The 18,418-nt window shown below is 69.5% G+C and carries 18 protein-coding genes; 11 read left to right on the forward strand and 7 right to left on the reverse strand.

Annotated elements, in window-relative coordinates; all coding sequences use genetic code 11:
* Window positions 1-6: 6 nt before the first annotated feature.
* The 3 genes from hemL to thiD are packed head-to-tail and all read right to left on the reverse strand — an operon-like array spanning window position 7 to window position 2,863.
* Window positions 7-1,290, reverse strand: coding sequence for a glutamate-1-semialdehyde 2,1-aminomutase (gene hemL / locus ABD104_RS15615; RefSeq protein WP_087837624.1), 1,284 nt, complete (start codon window positions 1,288-1,290; stop codon window positions 7-9).
* A gap of 2 nt (window positions 1,291-1,292) precedes the next feature.
* Window positions 1,293-1,976, reverse strand: coding sequence for a thiamine phosphate synthase (thiE, locus tag ABD104_RS15620; RefSeq protein WP_343927790.1), 684 nt, complete (start codon window positions 1,974-1,976; stop codon window positions 1,293-1,295).
* Window positions 1,973-2,863 carry a bifunctional hydroxymethylpyrimidine kinase/phosphomethylpyrimidine kinase gene (gene thiD / locus ABD104_RS15625; protein WP_343927791.1) on the reverse strand — a complete coding sequence of 297 codons (891 nt, stop codon included), beginning with the start codon at window positions 2,861-2,863 and terminating at the stop codon, window positions 1,973-1,975. The genes thiE and thiD overlap by 4 nt, the downstream gene beginning before the upstream one ends.
* Before the next feature lie 135 nt (window positions 2,864-2,998).
* Between thiD and ABD104_RS15630 the strand changes: the two genes are divergently transcribed.
* From ABD104_RS15630 to ABD104_RS15670, 9 genes are all read left to right on the forward strand, one after another.
* Window positions 2,999-3,163: a rubredoxin gene (locus tag ABD104_RS15630; protein WP_087780643.1), complete on the forward strand. Its 165-nt coding sequence runs from the start codon at window positions 2,999-3,001 to the stop codon at window positions 3,161-3,163.
* A 27-nt stretch (window positions 3,164-3,190) separates the two neighbouring features.
* The gene (locus ABD104_RS15635) at window positions 3,191-3,757 is read left to right on the forward strand and encodes a YqgE/AlgH family protein (RefSeq protein WP_087837627.1); all 567 of its coding nucleotides are present in this window, start codon (window positions 3,191-3,193) and stop codon (window positions 3,755-3,757) included.
* Window positions 3,750-4,160, forward strand: coding sequence for a Holliday junction resolvase RuvX (gene ruvX / locus ABD104_RS15640; protein WP_087837628.1), 411 nt, complete (start codon window positions 3,750-3,752; stop codon window positions 4,158-4,160). The genes ABD104_RS15635 and ruvX overlap by 8 nt, the downstream gene beginning before the upstream one ends.
* Window positions 4,161-4,172: 12 nt before the next feature.
* On the forward strand, window positions 4,173-4,712 hold the full coding sequence (pyrR, locus tag ABD104_RS15645; protein WP_087837629.1) for a bifunctional pyr operon transcriptional regulator/uracil phosphoribosyltransferase PyrR: 540 nt from the start codon (window positions 4,173-4,175) through the stop codon (window positions 4,710-4,712).
* Complete coding sequence (locus ABD104_RS15650; RefSeq protein WP_087837630.1) at window positions 4,657-5,652, forward strand: aspartate carbamoyltransferase catalytic subunit; 996 nt, start codon at window positions 4,657-4,659, stop codon at window positions 5,650-5,652. The genes pyrR and ABD104_RS15650 overlap by 56 nt, the downstream gene beginning before the upstream one ends.
* Window positions 5,653-5,655: 3 nt before the next feature.
* Window positions 5,656-6,948, forward strand: a complete 1,293-nt coding sequence (locus ABD104_RS15655; RefSeq protein WP_087837631.1) for a dihydroorotase — start codon at window positions 5,656-5,658, stop codon at window positions 6,946-6,948.
* A gap of 2 nt (window positions 6,949-6,950) precedes the next feature.
* Window positions 6,951-7,721, forward strand: a complete 771-nt coding sequence (locus ABD104_RS15660; RefSeq protein ID WP_254914558.1) for a lysophospholipid acyltransferase family protein — start codon at window positions 6,951-6,953, stop codon at window positions 7,719-7,721.
* Window positions 7,722-7,794: 73 nt separating this feature from the next.
* The gene (locus ABD104_RS15665; protein ID WP_087837676.1) at window positions 7,795-8,073 is read left to right on the forward strand and encodes a YlcI/YnfO family protein; all 279 of its coding nucleotides are present in this window, start codon (window positions 7,795-7,797) and stop codon (window positions 8,071-8,073) included.
* The gene (locus ABD104_RS15670; protein ID WP_338617624.1) at window positions 8,070-8,378 is read left to right on the forward strand and encodes a type II toxin-antitoxin system RelE/ParE family toxin; all 309 of its coding nucleotides are present in this window, start codon (window positions 8,070-8,072) and stop codon (window positions 8,376-8,378) included. The genes ABD104_RS15665 and ABD104_RS15670 overlap by 4 nt, the downstream gene beginning before the upstream one ends.
* On the opposite strand, the gene ABD104_RS15675 is transcribed toward ABD104_RS15670, so the two are convergent.
* From ABD104_RS15675 to ABD104_RS15690, 4 genes are all read right to left on the reverse strand, one after another.
* The gene (locus ABD104_RS15675) at window positions 8,372-9,346 is read right to left on the reverse strand and encodes a LysR family transcriptional regulator (RefSeq protein WP_087837633.1); all 975 of its coding nucleotides are present in this window, start codon (window positions 9,344-9,346) and stop codon (window positions 8,372-8,374) included. The genes ABD104_RS15670 and ABD104_RS15675 overlap by 7 nt on opposite strands.
* A gap of 373 nt (window positions 9,347-9,719) precedes the next feature.
* Window positions 9,720-11,000 carry a c-type cytochrome gene (locus tag ABD104_RS15680; RefSeq protein WP_343927792.1) on the reverse strand — a complete coding sequence of 427 codons (1,281 nt, stop codon included), beginning with the start codon at window positions 10,998-11,000 and terminating at the stop codon, window positions 9,720-9,722.
* Between the two features lies 1 nt (window position 11,001).
* On the reverse strand, window positions 11,002-11,550 hold the full coding sequence (locus ABD104_RS15685) for a (2Fe-2S)-binding protein (RefSeq protein ID WP_087837635.1): 549 nt from the start codon (window positions 11,548-11,550) through the stop codon (window positions 11,002-11,004).
* Window positions 11,547-14,333, reverse strand: coding sequence for a xanthine dehydrogenase family protein molybdopterin-binding subunit (locus ABD104_RS15690; protein ID WP_132979153.1), 2,787 nt, complete (start codon window positions 14,331-14,333; stop codon window positions 11,547-11,549). The genes ABD104_RS15685 and ABD104_RS15690 overlap by 4 nt, the downstream gene beginning before the upstream one ends.
* A 292-nt stretch (window positions 14,334-14,625) precedes the next feature.
* Between ABD104_RS15690 and ABD104_RS15695 the strand changes: the two genes are divergently transcribed.
* Together ABD104_RS15695 and ABD104_RS15700 are read left to right on the forward strand one after the other, a co-directional pair.
* Window positions 14,626-16,806 (forward strand): thiamine pyrophosphate-dependent enzyme, encoded by a 2,181-nt coding sequence (locus tag ABD104_RS15695; RefSeq protein ID WP_087837636.1) that lies wholly within the window; start codon window positions 14,626-14,628, stop codon window positions 16,804-16,806.
* On the forward strand, window positions 16,803-18,371 hold the full coding sequence (locus tag ABD104_RS15700; protein ID WP_343927793.1) for an indolepyruvate oxidoreductase subunit beta family protein: 1,569 nt from the start codon (window positions 16,803-16,805) through the stop codon (window positions 18,369-18,371). The genes ABD104_RS15695 and ABD104_RS15700 overlap by 4 nt, the downstream gene beginning before the upstream one ends.
* Window positions 18,372-18,418 lie beyond the last annotated feature (47 nt).

Genomic DNA, 18,418 nt, shown 5'->3' on the forward strand with positions numbered 1-18,418 from the left:
GCCGGATCAGGGATTGAGTTCGGCAAAGGCCTCGCCGGCGATGGCGACGGTCCGGGCGATGACGTCGTCGTCGTGGGCGATCGAGACGAAACCGGCCTCGAACGCCGACGGCGCGAAGCTCACGCCGCGCACCAGCGCGGCGTGGAAGAATTTGTTGAACGCGGCGGTGTCCGAGGCCGAGACCTCGGCCAGCGAGGTCGGCACCGTGTCACGGAAATACAGCCCGAACATGCCGCCCACGTGGTCGGCGCTGAAGGGCACGCCCGCGCTGGCGGCGGCCGCGCGCAGGCCTTGCACCAGCTTGCCGGTCTGGGCTTCCAGCTTCTCGTAGAAGCCCGGTTCGGCCAGCAGCCGCAGGGTGGTCAGGCCCGCGGCCACCGCCACCGGGTTGCCCGACAGCGTGCCGGCCTGGTAGACGCCGCCCAGCGGGGCGATGTGGGCCATGATGTCGCGCCGGCCGCCGAAGGCGCCGATGGGCATGCCGCCGCCGATGACCTTGGCCAGGGTGGTCAGGTCGGGCACGATGCCGGTGCGGCCCTGCACGCCCTGGGGGCCGACGCGAAAGCCGGTCATGACCTCGTCGAAGATCAGCACCGCGCCGTAGCGGGTGCACTGGTCGCGCAGCGCCTGCAGGAAGCCGGGCACGGGCTGGACCAGGTTCATGTTGCCCGCCACGGGCTCCACGATCACGCAGGCGATTTCGTCGCCGTACTGCCTGAACGCGGCTTCCACGCCGGCGATGTCGTTGTAGTCCAGTACCAGGGTGTGCGAGGTGAACTCGGGCGGCACGCCGGCCGAGGTCGGGTTGCCGAAGGTCAGCAGGCCCGAGCCGGCCTTCACCAGCAGGCTGTCGGCATGGCCGTGGTAGCAGCCCTCGAACTTGATGATCTTGGCCCGGCCGGTGTAGCCGCGGGCCAGCCGGATCGCGCTCATGGTCGCCTCGGTGCCCGAGCTGACCAGGCGCACCTGCTCGATCGAGGGCAGGCGGTGCACGAGCATCTCGGCCAGCTCGACCTCGGCCTCGGTGGGGGCGCCGAACGACAGGCCGTTGACGGCGGCCTCCTGCACGGCCCGGATCACTTCCGGATGGGCGTGGCCCAGGATGGCCGGGCCCCACGAGCCCACGTAGTCGATGTACTGCTTCTTGTCGGCATCCCAGGTGTAGGGACCGGCGGCGCGTTCGATGAAGGGAGGGGTGCCGCCCACCGAGCGGAAGGCGCGCACCGGCGAATTGACGCCGCCGGGAATGGTGCGGCAGGCGCGTTCGAAGAGTTCTGCGTTGCGGATCATGGTCATGCCTTGTTGGGGTTGCCGGCGGGGTCCTCGGCCCAGGCCTGGGCGAAGTCCCGCGCGGCGGCTTCGATGTCGTCGGCGCCGAACAGCGCGGTGATGACGGCCAGCGCGTCGGCGCCCGCCGACGCGGCCAGCCGCGCGTTGGCCGGCGTGATGCCGCCGATGGCGACGATGGCCGGCCGGCCGGCGCCGGGGCGCCGCAGCCCCCGTGCCTCGGTCAGGCAGGACAGCGGGGCGTGCACGGCCGCGGGCTTGGTGGGGGAGTCGAACACCGCGCCGAAGGCCACGTGGTCGGCGCCCGCGGCCAGCGCGGCACGGGCGCGCCCGATTTCGTCGTAGCAGGAGGCGCCCACCAGCAGCGCCGGTCCGCCGGCCTGGCGGGCCTGGGCGATGTCGCCGTCCTCGCGCCCCAGGTGGACGCCGTCGGCGCCGGCCTCGATGGCCAGCCGCCAGTCGTCGTTGATGACCAGGAGCACGCCCAGCCGGTCGCAGGCGGTTCGCAAGGCCCGTGCCTGTTCCAGCCGCTTGGCCGGCTCGGCCAGCTTGCGGCGCAGTTGCACGGCGCGCAGGCCACCGCGGGCGGCCGCTTCCACCGCGGCCACCAGCCGGGCGGTGTCGTCCCATTCGGGCGTGATGCCGTACAGGCCGCGCAGCGGGTGGTTCGGGGCGGGATTGGTGCTCATGGCGCGGACTCCGTGGAATCGGGCGCCGCGTCGTCGCCGGCCGTCGCCTGCTCGCCCTGCTTGGCCCAGAAGAAACGGTCGGGCAGCAGCCGGCCCATGCCGGGCTGGAAGCCCGAGGCCAGCGCCTGCCAGGTGTATTCCTGGGCCTCCGCCGTGGCGTCGCGCACGTCCATGCCGCTGGCCAGCAGGGCGGCCAGGGCCGCCGACAGGGTCGGGCCGGCGCCCCGGAAGTTGCCGGGCAGCCGTGGCCAGCGGTATTCGCCCGCCGGTTCGGCGGCCGTGTCGCCGCCGCCGCGCAGCGTGTTGACCACGATGTCGCCGGGCTGGTGCAGGCCGGTGGCCAGCACCCAGGCCGCCCCCCGGCGCAGCAGCGCCTGGGCCGCGGTCTCGTCGGCCGAGTCCAGGTCCAGCAGGCCGTCCGCCACCAGTTGCTCCAGCCGCAGGCTGTCGGCCACGACCAGGGTCGACTGGGGCACCAGCAGTTCGATGGTGGCGGCCATGATTTCCTCGGCCGAGTCCTCGGTTTCCGCGTCGTCAGCGTCCGGGGGATCCGCCCCCAGGTGCAGCACCACCGGGACGGCCGAGTAGTCGGCCAGGATCTCGGCCACGGCCGCCACCGCCTCGGCCGAGAACAGCCCGCCGATCTTGAAGGCCCGCACCGGCATGTCCTCCAGCAGGCTGCGGGCCTGGTCGTCTATCCATTCGGGCGCGACGGCTTCGCCGTCTTCCAGCCCGGCCGAGTCCTGCACGGTATAACCGGTCAGCACGGTCAGCGCATGGCATCCCATGCTGGCACAGGTCAGCAGGTCGGCCTGGATACCCCCGCCGGCGCTGGGGTCGGAGGGGGCGAAGGTCAGAACGAGGGGAGGCGTGGGGGCGGCTGGCAACGAAAAGTCTCGAAAGGCGGCGCCGTCCGGCGGGATCCGGGCGGGGCCCACGGTGTTTCGGTAAGATGCGAGATTCTAATGGATGCCCGATGGTTCCCGGTCCGCGGGGACAGGGCTTGGTAAGATTGAGCGACGATGCGTACCTGGATGTGTCTGATTTGCGGCTGGATCTACGACGAGGCGGCCGGCCTGCCGGAAGAGGGTATCCCTCCTGGAACGAAGTGGGAAGACGTGCCGCCCAATTGGGTTTGCCCCGAATGCGGCGCCCGCAAGGAAGATTTTGAGATGGTCGAGATCTGACCCGCCGCGGGCGTTTACAATTCAGGTATGAGCGAACGCGCCAATATCGATCTCACGAACCAGTTCCTGATCGCCATGCCGGCCATGGCCGATCCGAACTTTGCCGGCGCGGTCATCTATGTATGCGAACACACCCCCAAGGGCGCGCTGGGCCTGGTCATCAACCGGCCCACCGACCTGACCCTGGCGGGCCTGTTCGAGCGGATCGAGCTGTCGCTGGACGATTCCCCCCAGGCGGCGTCCCCGGTGTTCTTCGGCGGGCCGGTCCAGACCGACCGCGGCTTCGTGCTGCATGCCCCGGTGGGCGACTACAACTCCTCCATCAAGGTTGGCGACCTCGCCCTGACCACCTCGCGCGACGTGCTGCAGGCGGTTGCCGACGGCCAGGGGCCCGGCAAGCTGCTGGTCACCCTGGGCTACGCGGGGTGGGGCGCGGGCCAGCTCGAGGACGAAATCTCCGAGAACGCCTGGCTCAGCGTGTCGGCATCGTCCGACATCATCTTCAACGTTCCGCCGTCCGAGCGTTTCGACGCCGCGCTGGCGCTGCTGGGCATCGCCCCGATCATGCTGGCGGGCGAAGCCGGCCATGCCTGACGAAACGCTGCTCGCCTTCGACTACGGAACCCAATTCATCGGCGTTGCCGTCGGCAATACGCTGACCGGCCACGCGCGTCCGCTGGAAGTCATCGCCAACACCACGCGCGAGGCACGCTTCGGCCGCATCGAGCAGTTGCTGGGCGAATGGCAGCCGTCCCGCCTGGTGGTGGGCCTGGCGCTGGATGCCGACGGCGGCGAGCAGCCCATGACGGCCCTGTGCCGGCGTTTCGCCAACCAGTTGAACGGCCGCTACGGCCTGCCCGTGGAACTGGTGGACGAGCGCGGCACCAGCCTGGCCGCCCAGTCCGAGATGGGGGCGGCCGGCCGCGGGCTGCGGGTGGACGCGGTGGCCGCCGCCATCATCCTGCAGAGCTACTTCGACACGCCCCGTTCTCCCTGATCCGAGACTGCCATGAACCCAACTCCTCCCAACCTCGACGCCGAGGCGCTGTATGCGCGGCTGCGCGATGCCGTGCGCAAGCTGCTGGACACGCTGCCGGCCGACCGCACCCACCTGGTCGGCATCCATTCCGGGGGATCGTGGATAGCCGAGCGGCTGCACCGCGACCTGGGCCTGCCCGAGGCGCCCGGCAAGCTGGACATCAGCTTCTATCGCGACGACTTCGCGCGCATCGGCCTGCATCCCCAGGTCAAGCCCTCCGACATCGCCTTCGACGTGGACGACAAGCACCTGGTCCTGGTGGACGACGTGCTCTACACCGGCCGCACCATACGCGCCGCCATGAACGAACTGTTCGACTACGGGCGCCCGGCCTCCATCCGGCTGGCCGTGCTGGTGGACCGGGGCGGGCGCGAGCTGCCCGTGGCCGCCGACTTCGCCGCGGCCACCGTCGATCTGGCGCCGGGACAGAGCCTCGTGCTGTCGCGCGCCGGGGATGCCTTCAAGATCGATTTCGAAACCCTGCCGCCCCAGGAGCCGCACCATGCGTAACCCGCAGCTCAACAGCAACGGCGAACTCACCCACCTGTTGACCGTGGAGGGATTGCCGCGCGCGATCCTGAACCAGATCCTCGATACCGCGGAATCCTTCGTGCCCCTGGCCGACCGCGAGATCAAGAAAGTGCCGCTGCTGCGCGGCAAGAGCGTGTTCAACCTGTTCTTCGAGAACTCCACGCGCACGCGCACGACGTTCGAGATCGCGGCCAAGCGCCTGTCGGCCGACGTCTACAACCTGAACATCAACGCCTCGTCGGCCAGCAAGGGCGAGTCGCTGCTGGACACCATCAACAACCTGTCGGCCATGCAGGCCGACCTGTTCGTGGTGCGGCACGCCTCCAGCGGCGCGCCGCACCTGATCGCCCAGCACGTGGCGCCCCACGTGCACGTGATCAACGCCGGCGACGGCCGCCACGCGCACCCGACGCAGGGGCTGCTGGACATGTACACCATCCGTCACTACAAGAAGGACTTCACCAAGCTCACGGTGGCGATCGTCGGCGACATCCTGCATTCGCGCGTGGCCCGTTCCGACATCCATGCGCTGACCACGCTGGGCGTGCCCGAGGTGCGGGCCATCGGTCCGCTGACGCTGCTGCCTTCCGGCCTCGAGCAGATGGGCGTGCGCGTGTTCACCGACATGGCCGAAGGCCTCAAGGGCGTGGACGTCATCATCATGCTGCGCCTGCAGAACGAGCGCATGCGCGGCGCCCTGCTGCCTTCCGCGCAGGAGTACTTCAAGCACTACGGCCTGACGCAGGAGAAGCTCGCGCTGGCCAGGCCCGATGCGATCGTCATGCACCCCGGACCGATGAACCGCGGCGTGGAGATCGATTCCCCGGTGGCCGACGGCAAGCAGGCCGTCATCCTGAACCAGGTCACGTTCGGCATCGCGGTCCGCATGGCCGTCATGAGCATCGTCGCAGGAGCCTGACCCATGAAAATCCATATCCAGGGCGGCCGCCTGATCGACCCGGCCAACGGCGTGGACGCCGTCAACGACATCTACATCGCCGCCGGACGCGTGGTCGGCATCGGCCAGGCGCCGGCCGGTTTCGTGCCCAACCGCCTGATCGACGCGCGCGGCCTGGCGGTGCTGCCGGGCCTCGTGGACCTGTCCGCCCGGCTGCGCGAGCCCGGCTTCGAGCACCGCGCCACGCTGGAGTCCGAACTGCAGGCGGCGCTGGCGGGCGGCGTGACCAGCCTGGTGCTGCCGCCCGACACCGATCCGGTGCTGGACGAGCCAGGCCTGGTCGAGATGCTCAAGCATCGCGCCCGCCAGCTCAACCAGTCGCACGTCTATCCGCTGGGCGCGATGACGGTCGGCCTGAAGGGCGAGATCATCACCGAGATGGCCGAGCTGACCGAGGCCGGCTGCGTGGCGTTCTCGCAGGCCGACGCGCACGTCACCGACACCAACGTGCTGCTGCGGGCCATGCAGTACGCCCGCACCTTCGACTATGCGCTGTGGCTGCGCCCGGAGGATCCCTGGCTGGCCCGCGAGGGCGTGGCCGCCAGCGGCGCCATGGCCTCGCGCCTGGGCCTGGCGGGCATCCCCGAGCAGGCCGAGACCATCGCCCTGCACACGCTGTTCGAACTGCAGCGGGCCACGCGCGCGCGCCTGCACCTGTGCCGCATTTCCAGTGCCGCCGGGATCGAACTGGTGCGCCGCGCCCGCGCCGAGGGCCTGCCCGTGACCTGCGACGTCAGCGCCCACCACGTGCACCTGACCGACGTGGACATCGGCTACTTCGACGCGCATTGCCGGCTGACCCCGCCGCTGCGCGGCCAGCGCGACCGCGATGCCATCCGGGCCGCGCTGGCGGACGGGACGATCGACGCGATCTGCTCGGACCACACGCCGGTGGACGAAGACTACAAGCTGCTGCCCTTCGGCGAGGCCGAGCCCGGCGCGACGGGCCTGGAACTGCTGCTGTCGCTGGCGCTGAAATGGGCCCGCGACGCCGATCTGCCGCTTTCGCGCGCGGTGGCGCGCGTCACCAGCGAACCCGCCCGGGTCCTGGGCACCAAGGTGCTGGCCTCGTGCGGTCAACTGGGCGCCGGGGCGCTGGCCGACCTCTGCCTGGTCGACCTGGACGCGCACTGGCTGGTCAGCGAGGACAGCCTGCAAAGCCAGGGCAAGCACACGCCGTTCCTGGGCATGGAACTGCCGGGCAAAGTCCGCATGACCATCGTCGCGGGCCACGTCGCGTATGAGGCGGCTGCCTGATCGTGCGCGCCTGGTTTCGCCTGGCCGCGCACCTGCTGCGGTTCTCGCTGCGGTTCCTGCTTGTCACCCTGTGGGTGATATTCGGGCTGATCGTGCTGGCCACCGTGTTCCGGCGGTTCGACGTGGCGCGGCGCGACCGGATCAACTGCTGGTGGTCCCGCTGGCTGCTGCGCTGGTGCGGCGTCCGCGTCTACGTCAGCGGCCATCCGCCGGTCGAGGGCGCGGCCCTGCTGATCGCCAACCACGTGTCGTGGCTGGACATCTACGCGCTCAGCAGCGTGCGCTGCACCATCTTCGTCGGCAAGCGCGAGCTGCGTGACTGGCCGGTACTGGGCTGGCTGATCGCGGGCGTGGGCACGGTGTTCATCGAACGGGGCAACCGGCGCGCCCTGCACCACGTGGCCCAGGCCATGGGCGAGCGCTTCGCGCGCGGCCAGTTGATCGGACTCTTTCCCGAAGGCACGACCTCAGACGGCCTGGACGTGCTGCCCTTCCACGCCGGCCTGTTCGAGCCCGCTCGCCGCGCCGGCGTGCCGGTGCTGCCGGTGGCGCTGCGCTATCTCCATCATGGCGCGCGCAGCACCTTGCCTTCGTACGTGGGCGAAGAAACGCTGATGGGCAATGCCTGGCGGGTGCTGGGCTCGACCGGCGTGGCGGTGCAGGTCGTCTACCTGCCGCCCGCCACGGCCGAGAACGGCGACGAGGACCATCGCCATGCGATGGCGGCGCGGGTGCGGGAAGCCATACGGGCCGAGGTGCGCCAGGCGGATTGAATACGTCCCCTGGCTTGCCGATGGCCCAGCGTTGCGTTAATGTATTGCAAATGCGATGCATTTGGGAGTTGCCATGAAAACCGCCACGCTTCCTCCCCTGCGGGTAGAGCCGGAACTGCGCGAGGCTGCTGAAAGAGTCCTCGAAGCCGGGGAGAGTTTGTCCAGCTTTGTCGAGCAGGCTGTTCGTTCGGCTGTATCGCGCCGCGAGGCGCAGGCTGCTTTCCTGGCCCGGGCCTTGGCCTCGCGTGATCAGGCGCGGGAGTCGGGGGACTACGCATCGTCGCAAGCCGTATTGGACAAGTTGCAGCAGCGCCTGGAGGCAGCGAAGGTCGACCGGCGCAAGCGGTCTTGATGTACCGCGTTCGTTTCACGCGGGAAGCCGAGCAGGACCTTCTGCGGCTCTATGATTTTGTCCTGGAGAGGGATCCCGATGATCCGGGCCTGGCCGCCCAGGCCCTGGTCGCAATCCAGGGTGGCGTCAAGATTCTCGAGTGTTCGCCCTATACCTGCAGAAAAGCGACGCCGCATTCGCCCTACCTGCGCGAACTGGTGATTCCTTTCGGCCGTACGGGTTACGTCGCCCTGTTCGAGATCGATGGGCCTGATTCCGTCACCATCCTTGCCGTGCGCCACCAGCGCGAAGACGACTATCACTGAGGCGCCGCCCGCCGCCGCGCGCGTTTGGCCGGAGCGGCGCCATCCTCGCCCGCCGCGGGCACCCGGAACAGCCTGTGCACCAGCGCCCGTACCCATTGCAGCGAGGGATCGCGCGCCGTGCTGGCGTGCCACAGCAGGCGCACGTCGTAGGCGGGCGCATAGGGCAGGGTCCATACCTTGAATCCATAGCGCGGCTGCGCGTTGCGCGCGTACGTGGTGGGTACGATCGCCAGCATGCGCGAATTCATGACCATCTCGGGCAGCGCGCCGAAATGGCGTGCCCGCACGGCGATACGGTCGTCGAGCTTCATGCGCGTGAGCATTTCGCTGACGCTGTCGTGGAAGGTTGCCGTGGGCGAGGCCACCAGCAGCGATGCGCTGGCCAGTTCGGCGGGACTCAGTGTCTTGCCCTTGTGTCCGGGCGTGGGCGTCCAGTCCGGCGAAGTGATCGCCACATAGGGCTCGTGGAACAGCACGTCGGCCTGGATGCCGCGCTGCTTGGGATGCAGGATGCCCAGGCAGAAGTCGATCTCGCGCGCTTCCAGGGCGGCGGCGACGTCGTTGGCGGGCACGGAAATGTTGGTCAGCCGGGAGTGGGGGGCCTCGGTGTGCAGTGCCGCGGCCAGGGTCGGCAGGAAGGTCATTTCTCCCAGGTCGGACATGGAGACTCGCCACTCGACGTGGCTGTGCTGGGGATCGAAGGCTTCGCGTCCGGTCACCGCGGTTTCCAGGGCGCGCAATTCCGCCGCGACGGTGGGTGCGACCTGTTCGCAGATGCGGGTGGGGACCAGCCCCTGGGGGGTGCGCACGAAGAGCTCGTCGTCGAAGAAGTAGCGCAGGCGGGCCAGGGCGTTGCTGGTGGCGGGTTGGGAGAGGGAGAGGAGTTTGCCGGCGGCGGTGACGGAGCGAGTTTGGTGGATGGAGACCAGGACGCGTAGGAGGTTCAGGTCTAGTTGGCGGAAGTTCATGATGGTTTGAGTTCTTGAGACGGCCGGCGGCAGGGGCGCAGGCCATGGGGGCGCAGCGAAGCCGGTCCCGGCGTTGCCGGGACTTCCCGGTGGGTGGGCAGCCGGCGGGGCGGGCACAGAACTCGCGCGGGGACAGTCCCCCGGACTGTCCCTACTGCCGCGCTCAAACAGCTGCGCCCTTGCTTCCCCGCCGACTACCCACCCACCGGCGGCTCCGAATGCGCCCCCATGGCCTGCGCCCCTGCCACCGGCCTGCGCCATCTGCCTGTGTGATGGTGGTGAGCGTCCTGGATGAGGGGCGGGCGGGTATCCTGGGGCCTTATGGGGATTCTACGGAATATTCAGCGAGCAAATGAAGGGGGCTTACCCCCTTTCATTTGCCCTCGCGCAGTTTCGTCACGTCGGCGGCGGTGACCTGGCCTTCGCGGGCGCCCCAGGTAGTGCGCAGGTAGTTGGTCAGTTGGGCGATCTCGTCGTCGGTCAGGCGGCTGGCGAAGCCGGGCATGTCGCCGATGGTGGTGCCGTCGGGCAGGCGTTGGGCGGGCAGGCCGTCCAGGATGGAGAGCAGCAGGTTGCGTGGGTTTTCCAGGCGGACGGTGCTGTTGTTGGCCAGGGGAGGCATGCCGGGCGGGTGGCCTTCGCCGTCGACGCCGTGGCAGGCGGCGCAGGTGTTCAGGTAGACGCGGCGGCCGGGGGAGGGGGAGGCGTTGTCGGGCTTGGCTTGCGGGGCGGGGGCGGGCTTGGGGGGCTGGTCGCCCAGCAGGAAGGCGGACATGGCCTTCAGGTCGTCGTCGCTCAGGTATTGGGTGCTGTGCAGGATGACGGGGTACATCTCGTCGGCGGCGATGCCCTGGGGGGCGAGTCCGGTGCGCAGGAAGCGTTGCAGGTCTTCAGGCGTCCAGCCGCGTTCGGCCAGGGCCCGAGGGGTCAGGGACGGCGCCTCGAAGCGGTTCAGGGTGTAGCCCTGCAGCCAGTCGTCGCGGTGGAGCTGGCCCAGCTTGCCGCGCGGGGTGTGGCATTCGCCGCAGTGCCCCAGGACGTTGGTCAGGTAGCGGCCGCGCACCCATTGCGCCGATTCGCCCTGCGACGCGGCGGGCAGCGGGTCGTGGTCGAAGAACAGCAGGTTCCAGCCCGTCATCAGGATGCGCAGGTTGAGCGGGAAGGGGATCTCCGGTTTCTTGTTGGGCTGGGCGCTGGGGCGCACGCTCATCAGGTAGGCGTAGATCAGGTCGGAATCGGCGCGGGGGATGTCGTGGTAGGCCGTGTACGGCATGGCCGGGTAGAGGTTGCGGCCGTGCGGGGCCTTGCCCCGGGTCAGCGCGCGGTGGAATTCGTCGGCGGTCCAGCGGCCGATGCCGTGGTCGGGGTCGGGCGTGATGTTGGTGCCGTACAGCGTGCCGAAGGGAGTCTGCAGCGGGAAGCCGCCGGCGTAGGCGGCGCCGTCGGCGGTCTGGTGGCAGGCCGCGCAGTCGGCGGCGCGGGCCAGGTAGCGGCCCAGCTGTAATTGTTCCGGCGTGGCCTGGACCTGCTGGGGCGGGCGGTCGGGCGGATCGTCGCGGTTGCCCAGGATCGCCGCGGCGACGGCGACCACGATCAGGACCAGGATGACGAGGGCGACGATGGGACCGCGTCGCCGGGGGGACGGGCGGGCCATCTCAGTTCTCCTTGAGGACGAGGCCGGGGGTGGCGAGGATCACCGCCTTGGCCGCCTCGAAGTAGCGTACGTAGCCGGTGCAGCGGCAGATGTGGCGGCCCAGGTGCTCGGTGATCGTGTCTTCCAGCTGGTCGGCGCGCACGGGGTGGGCCTTGAGTCGTTCCATCAGCGCGGTCGCGCCGATGACGAAGCCGGGCGTGCAGTAGCCGCACTGGAAGCTGTAGTGGTCCAGGTAGGCCTGCTGGATCGGGGTGATGGCGATGATCTTCCGCTTATCGTCGCGCTCGGCCAGGCCTTCTATGGTCCGGATACGCTTGCCGTTGAAGTAGTGGGCACCGGTGATGCAGGTACGGATCTCCTCGGTGCCGTCCGGACCGTCCAACAGCACCGTACAGGCATGGCAGACGCCGATGCCGCAGCCGAAGCGCGATCCGGTCAGGCCCAGGTACTCGTGCAGGAAGTCGACCATCATCAAGGTGTCGGGCACGTCCATGGGCCCGACTTGCTTGCCGTTGATGGTCAGCGTCAGGGGCGAGGTCGTGATCGTCATGATTCCAGGACCTCCCGTATTTTCTCCGGCGTGACCGGCAGGTCGGTGAAGCGGTGGCCGATGGCATGCGCGATGCCGTTCACGATGGCGGCGACGATGGGGATCATGACGACTTCCGCGATGCCCTTGGGCGGATCGGTGTCGGAGATGGGCGGCAGGATGTCGCCGGTCTGGCTCCAGACGGCCACGTCGTGCGCGCGCGGCAGGTGGTAGCGGTCGAAGTTCCAGGTGCCGTTGCCGGGGCCGTCCTCGTACAGCGGCAGGTACTCGTGCAGCGCGTGGCCGATGCCCATCGCGATGCCGCCCTGCAATTGCCCCGACACCAGTTCCTCGACCACCGGCTTGCCGCATTCGAGCACCGAGTGGTGCGACAGCAGCCGCACCTTGCCGCTGGTCGGGTTGACGGCCAGCTCGGCCAGGGCGGCATTGGCGCTGTAGTAGGTGACGCCGGCGTTGTTGCGCTGGGCCGGCGGATAGAAGACGTTGGCCCGCCTGACGACGTCGTAGGGCCTGGCCGAGCGGCCGCCGTCGCCGTAGCGCACGGCCAGGCCGTCGAGCGGGCGCCGGACGGTCGTGCCGCCTACGTCGAAGTCGGCCTCGGCCCATTGCCAGCGGTTGAAGGTATGGCCCACGGCGGCGGTCACCAGGTTGGCCTCGTAGGCGGCCTTGACCAGGCGCTCGAGCGGCAGCGGTTCCAGGCCGTTCGCGGTCAGGCCGCGTTCGGTCCAGCGCGCGTCCTCGCGCCGCACGACCAGGGGCGCGGCCTGGCCGCCACCCGCGCCGCGGGTCCAGATGGCCATCGCCGCCGGCCACAGTCCGTGCTCGAACACGACACGGGCCGTTTCCTTCGTGGCGTGCCCGAAGAAGTAGACGGAGTTGCTGGCGCTGGAGGGCGAGGCGTGGACCGGCGTCCACATCGGATCGGCGGCCAGCCGGTCCTGTTCCTCCTGCTTGACCGTGTAGGTATCGACGTTGCCGACCATGGGCAGGTCGGACCAGTCGGTAACGGCGGTGCGCACTTCGTCGGCGGGGCGGCCGAACCATTCGGCGCACATCACGGCCTGCGAGGTGCTCATGCCGGTGCCGATCTCGACGCCGGTATGGTGCAGCACGATGCGGCCTTCGCTTGTCAGCTCCACGCGCACGAAGGCGGCCTCGCCGCCGGTGCCGAAGTCCTTCTGCACGCAGGCGAAGCCCACGCCATAGCGTTCGTTCGGATGGGCGGCCTCGTAGTCGAGCTTGCGCTGCGCCCGTTCGGCCCACAACGGATGGCGGCGCGCGCGCTCGAGCACCTCGTCCACCCGCAGGGCGCCGCCGGCGATGGCGCCCTGGGTGTTCTTCATGCCCGACAGCAGTGCGTTGCGGATACGGAACTCGATCGGATCGAGCCCGAGTTCCGCCGCCATCTCGTCGATCATCATCTCGGTGGCGGCCATGCTTTGCAGCGTGCCGTAGCCACGCGCCGAGCCCGCGTCGATGGCCCGCGTGGCCTCGGCCACGGCGATCAGGTCGTTCTTGGGGAAGTAGTACACCGACTGCGCGGCGGTGGCCGCCACCATGACCACCGAGGGCGAGAAGTTCGCGCGTCCGCCGCCGTTGCCGGTCAGCGTGCCCTGGAAGGACTGGAGCTTGCCGGTCTTGCGGTCCACCGCCATGGTGTACTGCATGTCGAAGGCGTGGCGCTTGAGCGAGGTCTGGAAGTGCTCGAAGCGGTCGACCGCGAAGCGCACCGGATGGCCGTCGCCGTACAGCGCGGCGACCAGGCCGTAGAACGGCACGTTGCAATGGTCCTTGGAGCCGTACCCGACCGTGTAGCAGGGGTGCACGAACAGGTGTTCCAGCGGGAAGCCGCTGTCGGCCACCATCTTGGCGGCGGCCTCGGCCACTTCCTGCGGCGATTGCGTGGCCAGCACCATGTGCAGGGAACGGGTGGCCGGGTCATACCAGCAGTTCGCGTTGTCGGGCTCGAGCGCGGCGGTGTCGATGGACTGCGTGGTGTAGCGTCGTTTCATGACCAGCCAGTCGGCGGGCGGCGAGGCCAGTTCCGCGCCGATCTGCTCGGCCGCGCGCATGCCCTGCGCGTCGATGCTGTCCTCGGCCTTGGTGGAGGGCCAGATCAGTGTCTTCTTTTCCGTGGGGAAGAGCGGGCTGTCTTTCAGGCTGGAATAAGCATCTTCGTCGTCGGGCGAGGCGCCGCCCACGCGCACGTAGCGGAACACGCCCCAGGGCTCGCGGTCGAGCGGCCCCGTGGTCGCGCCGTAGCGGATGACGTCGCGGGCGGCGCGCAGCCGGCCGCGGGCGAGCTGGTAGCGCGCGAAGTCGTGGAAGATCAGGATGGCGACCGCGTGTCCCAGGTAGGCCGGCGTCTTGCCGGCGGGCAGCAGCATGTCGTCGCCGTAGAAGCTGGGGAAGGCGAGCTTGTCGCGGGCCAGATCCTCGGCCGTGACGACGCGGTCGGGCTTGAGGTCATCGCCCAGCGGCGCGAGGTCGAAACCCTCGTAGAGCCGGTCGGCCAGCGTGGCGCGAAGGATCAGCGCGTGGGACTGCTGCTTGGGCCAGTGCGGCATGTCGGCGGCGCGGATGTCGCGGGCGAAGACCTTGCCGCCGACCACCTTCTCGTGGCCGTCGACCCGGAAGCGGGTGCGGCCGCTGGCCCGGTTCCATTCGGGACCGCGGAAGATGCGTTCCTCGAACAGGGCGCCGAAGGCGGCGCTGTACAGGGGGGCGATCCACACCGTGACGCCGCCCACCGCGATGGCCTTCAGGAAGCCACGGCGGGACATGCCGGCTCCGGTGGAGTCCGCGCGGGCCGTCGGGTTCCAGGCAGGATCTTGCTTCACAGCACGCTCCTTGCAGCAAAACCGCAGCTGTCATGCTGGCAGCAAAGGATGGATTTATCAATACCGGAAAATGTAGGGAATCAAGACAGGCCGGGCCGATATTCATGGATGATCCTTATAGGGATTATCCGGGGTATTCACAAAACAAATGTGGGATATACGAATAAACCATTAGCCCACGGCCCGCCGCTGGAGAAGAATGATGCGCTGACACCAGGCAGAGGAGAACGGGACCATGGCGGAGCGTTCGTTCACGAACGAGGTCGGCAAGCTGAAGCTGGGAGAGGGCGAGGAGTTCCGCGGCGAGGGGATCCTGGCGGTGACCAAGGCCCTGCTGCAGTCCGGCGTGTCGTACGTGGCGGGATACCAGGGAGCGCCGATCTCGCACCTGATGGATGTGCTGACCGACGCGAACGACATCCTGGAAGAGCTGGGCGTGCACTTCGAGCACAGCGCCTCCGAGGCGACGGCCACCGCCACCCTGGCGGCCTCGGTCAACTATCCGCTGCGCGGCGCCGTCACCTTCAAGTCCACCGTGGGCACCAACGTGGCCTCGGACGCGCTGGCCAACCTGGCCTCGGGCGGCGTGACCGGCGGCGCGCTGCTGATCGTGGGCGAGGACTACGGCGAAGGCTCCAGCATCATGCAGGAGCGCTCGCATGCCTTCGCGATGAAATCGCAGGTCTGGCTGCTGGACCCCCGCCCCAACCTGGAAAGCATGGTGGGCGCGGTGGAGCGGGGCTTCGAGCTGTCCGAGGCCAGCAATACGCCGGTCATGCTGCAGCTGCGCATCCGCGCCTGCCACGTGCATGGCCGCTTCACCACGCGGGCCAACAAGCGGCCGGCGTTCACGCTCAAGGACGCCATCGAGAATCCCGAGCGCGACGTCAACCGCATCGTGCTGCCGCCGGCCTCCTACCTGCACGAACAGGAAAAGGTGGCCAAGCGCTGGCCGGCGGCGGTGCGCTACATCGTCCAGCACGGCATGAACGAGTTCTTCGGCGCCGACGACCGGGACATCGGCATCGTCATGCAGGGAGGCATGTACAACGGCGTGCTGCGCGCGCTGGAGCTGCTGGGGCTGGCCGATGCCTTCGGCCAGTCGCGGATTCCCCTGTACGTGCTGAACGTGACCTATCCCCTGGTGGACGAGGAGTTCGTCCGCTTCTGCGCCGGCAAGCGCAGCATCCTGATCGTGGAAGAAGGGCAGCCCGACTACATCGAGCAGGCGGTGCACGCCATCCTGCGGCGTGCCGACCTGAACACGCGCGTCCATGGCAAGGACGTGCTGCCGATGGCGGGCGAATACACCGGCGGCGTGTTGCTCAAGGGATTGGCGGAGTATGTGCGCCGCTACGAGCCCGGCCTGCTCGAAGGGCGGACGCTGCCTCGCGCCGCGCGGCCGGCCTCGCCCGCGCGCATGCCGGACAATCCCAAGGCCTTCGCCATCCAGCGTGCTTCCGACCAGGTCCAGGGCCGGCCGCCGTCGTTCTGCACCGGCTGTCCGGAACGGCCCATCTTCACCGCCATCAAGCTGGTCGAGCGCGAACTGGGCCGGCACCACATCAGCTGCGACATCGGCTGCCATCTGTTCTCGGTGCTGCCGCCCTTCAACCTGGGCGCCACCACCATGGGCTACGGCCTGGGGTGGGCCGGCGCCTCGGCGCTGAACACGCGCGAGACTTCCCGCCGCACCATCTCCATCATGGGCGACGGCGGGTTCTGGCACAACGGCCTGACCAGCGGCGTGGGCAACGCCGTGTTCAACGAGACCGACAACGTGCTGCTGGTGGTGGACAACGGCTATTCGGCCGCCACCGGCGGACAGGACGTGCTGTCGTCCAAGGCCGAGAACCCCATACGCAGCACCAACAACCCCATCGAGAACGCCGTGCGCGGGGTGGGCGTGAAGTGGGTGCGGACGGTGACGCGCACCTACAGCGTGGCGCAGATGCGCGACACGCTGCGCGAGGCGCTGACCACGCGCGAGAAGGGGCCGAAGGTGGTGGTGGCGCAAAGCGAATGCATGCTGAACAAGCAGCGCCGCGTGCGTCCGCTCATGCGCAAGGCCATAGGCGAAGGCCGGCGGGTCGTGCGCGAGCGCTTCGGCGTGGATCCCGATACGTGCACCGGCGACCATTCCTGTATCCGCCTGTCCGGTTGCCCCTCGCTGACCATACGGGACAATCCGGATCCGCTGCGCACCGATCCGGTCGCGGCGGTGGTGGACAGTTGCGTGGGCTGCGGACTGTGCGGCGAGGTGTCGCACGCGGCGGTGCTGTGCCCATCGTTCTACCGGGCCGAGATCATCAACAACCCGGGGCGCTGGGACAAATTCAAGGCGCGCGTCAGGAAGGCCGTCATCGGCGCCTTGCAGCGCCGCATCGACCGTCGGCTGGAGGGATTGGCGGCATGAGCATCGGCAACGAGACAGGCGCGCCGCGCGCGCTGACCATCGCGGTGCTGGCCATGGGCGGCGAGGGCGGCGGGGTGCTGGCCGACTGGCTGGTGGACCTGGCCGAGCACAACGGTTACCTGGCCCAGACCACCTCGGTGCCGGGCGTGGCCCAGCGCACGGGCGCGACGGTGTACTACATCGAGATGTTCCGCGAGGCGGACGTGCCGCCGGGCAAGGCGCCGGTCATGGCGCTGGGGCCGGTGCCCGGCGAGGTCGACGTGGTCATCGCCTCCGAGCTGATGGAGGCGGGCCGCGCCTTGCAGCGGGGCCTGGTGGCGGACGACCGCACCACGCTGATCGCGTCCACCCACCGGGTGTATTCCATGACGGAGCGCACGGCGATGGGCGACGACCGGGTCGATTCGGCCGCGCTGCTGGAAGGCGGACGGGTGGCGGCGCGGCGTTTCGTGGCCGCCGACTTCAGCCGGATCGCCGAGGACGCCGGCAGTCCCATCAGTCCGGCGCTGTACGGGGCGCTGGCGGCGACGGGCGCGCTGCCCTTCGGGCGCGAACGGTTCGAGGATGCCATCCGCCGCGGGGGCGTGGGGGTGAAGGCCAGCCTGGAGGCCTTCGCCGCGGGCTTCGACGCCGCCATGGCCGGCCAGGAGACGGTGCTGCACGAGACCACCGTGCGGCGCGAGGTGCCGGCGGCGGCTTCGCCGGCGGAGGCATTCGCGGCCCCCGGCCGGCTGCCCGCTGCCGTCGGCCCCCGGCTGGCGTCCCTGGAAGAGCGGATGGCGCGTGAATTCCCGGCCGAGTGCCACGCGGTGCTGCGCGCCGGCCTGGTCCGCGCGGCCGACTACCAGGACGTGGCCTATGCCGGCGAGTACCTGGACCGGCTGGTCCCGCTGCTGTCCGCGCTGCCGGATCGCGGCGCCGCCAGCATGGAGGTATTGTCCGAGACGGCGCGCCACCTGGCCTTGTGGATGACCTACGAGGACGTGGCGCGGGTGGCGGACCTGAAGACGCGCGGCGCGCGCTTCGCCCGCGTGGCCGCCGAGGTGCGGCTGACGCCGGCGCAGCAACTGGAGATCAATGAATTCATGCACCCCCGGCTCGAGGAACTGGCCGACGCCATGCCCGCCTGGCTGGGACGGTGGATGATGCGCAGCGCCTTCGCGCGGGCCTGCATCGGGCCGTTCACGCGCAAGGGCCGGGTGGTGCGCACCAGTTCGCTGCGCGGTTTCCTGCTGCTGTACGCGGTGGCGGGGCTGCGCGGCATGCGCCGGGCGTCGCTGCGCTATCGGGTCGAGCGCGAGCGCATGGATCGGTGGATGGAGGCCATCGTCTCGCTGGCGGCCGGGCAGCCGGCGCTGGCCGTGGAAGTGGCGCGCGCGCAGCGGCTGATCAAGGGCTACGGCGACACCCACGTGCGCGGCTGGGGCAATTTCCAGCGCATCATGTCGGTGTTGCCGGCGCTGCGGCAGGCCGACGACGGCCCCCCGCGCCTGCGGGCGCTGGTCAAGGCGGCCCTGTCGGACGACAGCGGCCGCGCGCTGGAGGAAAAACTCGCGACCGTCTAGGATGAGGCGGCGCCATCACGCAGCACTTCGTAGGTACAAGAAAAGAC

It is taken from the genome of Pigmentiphaga daeguensis, from assembly GCF_039523035.1.
Taxonomy (GTDB): Bacteria; Pseudomonadota; Gammaproteobacteria; order Burkholderiales; family Burkholderiaceae_B; genus Pigmentiphaga; species Pigmentiphaga daeguensis.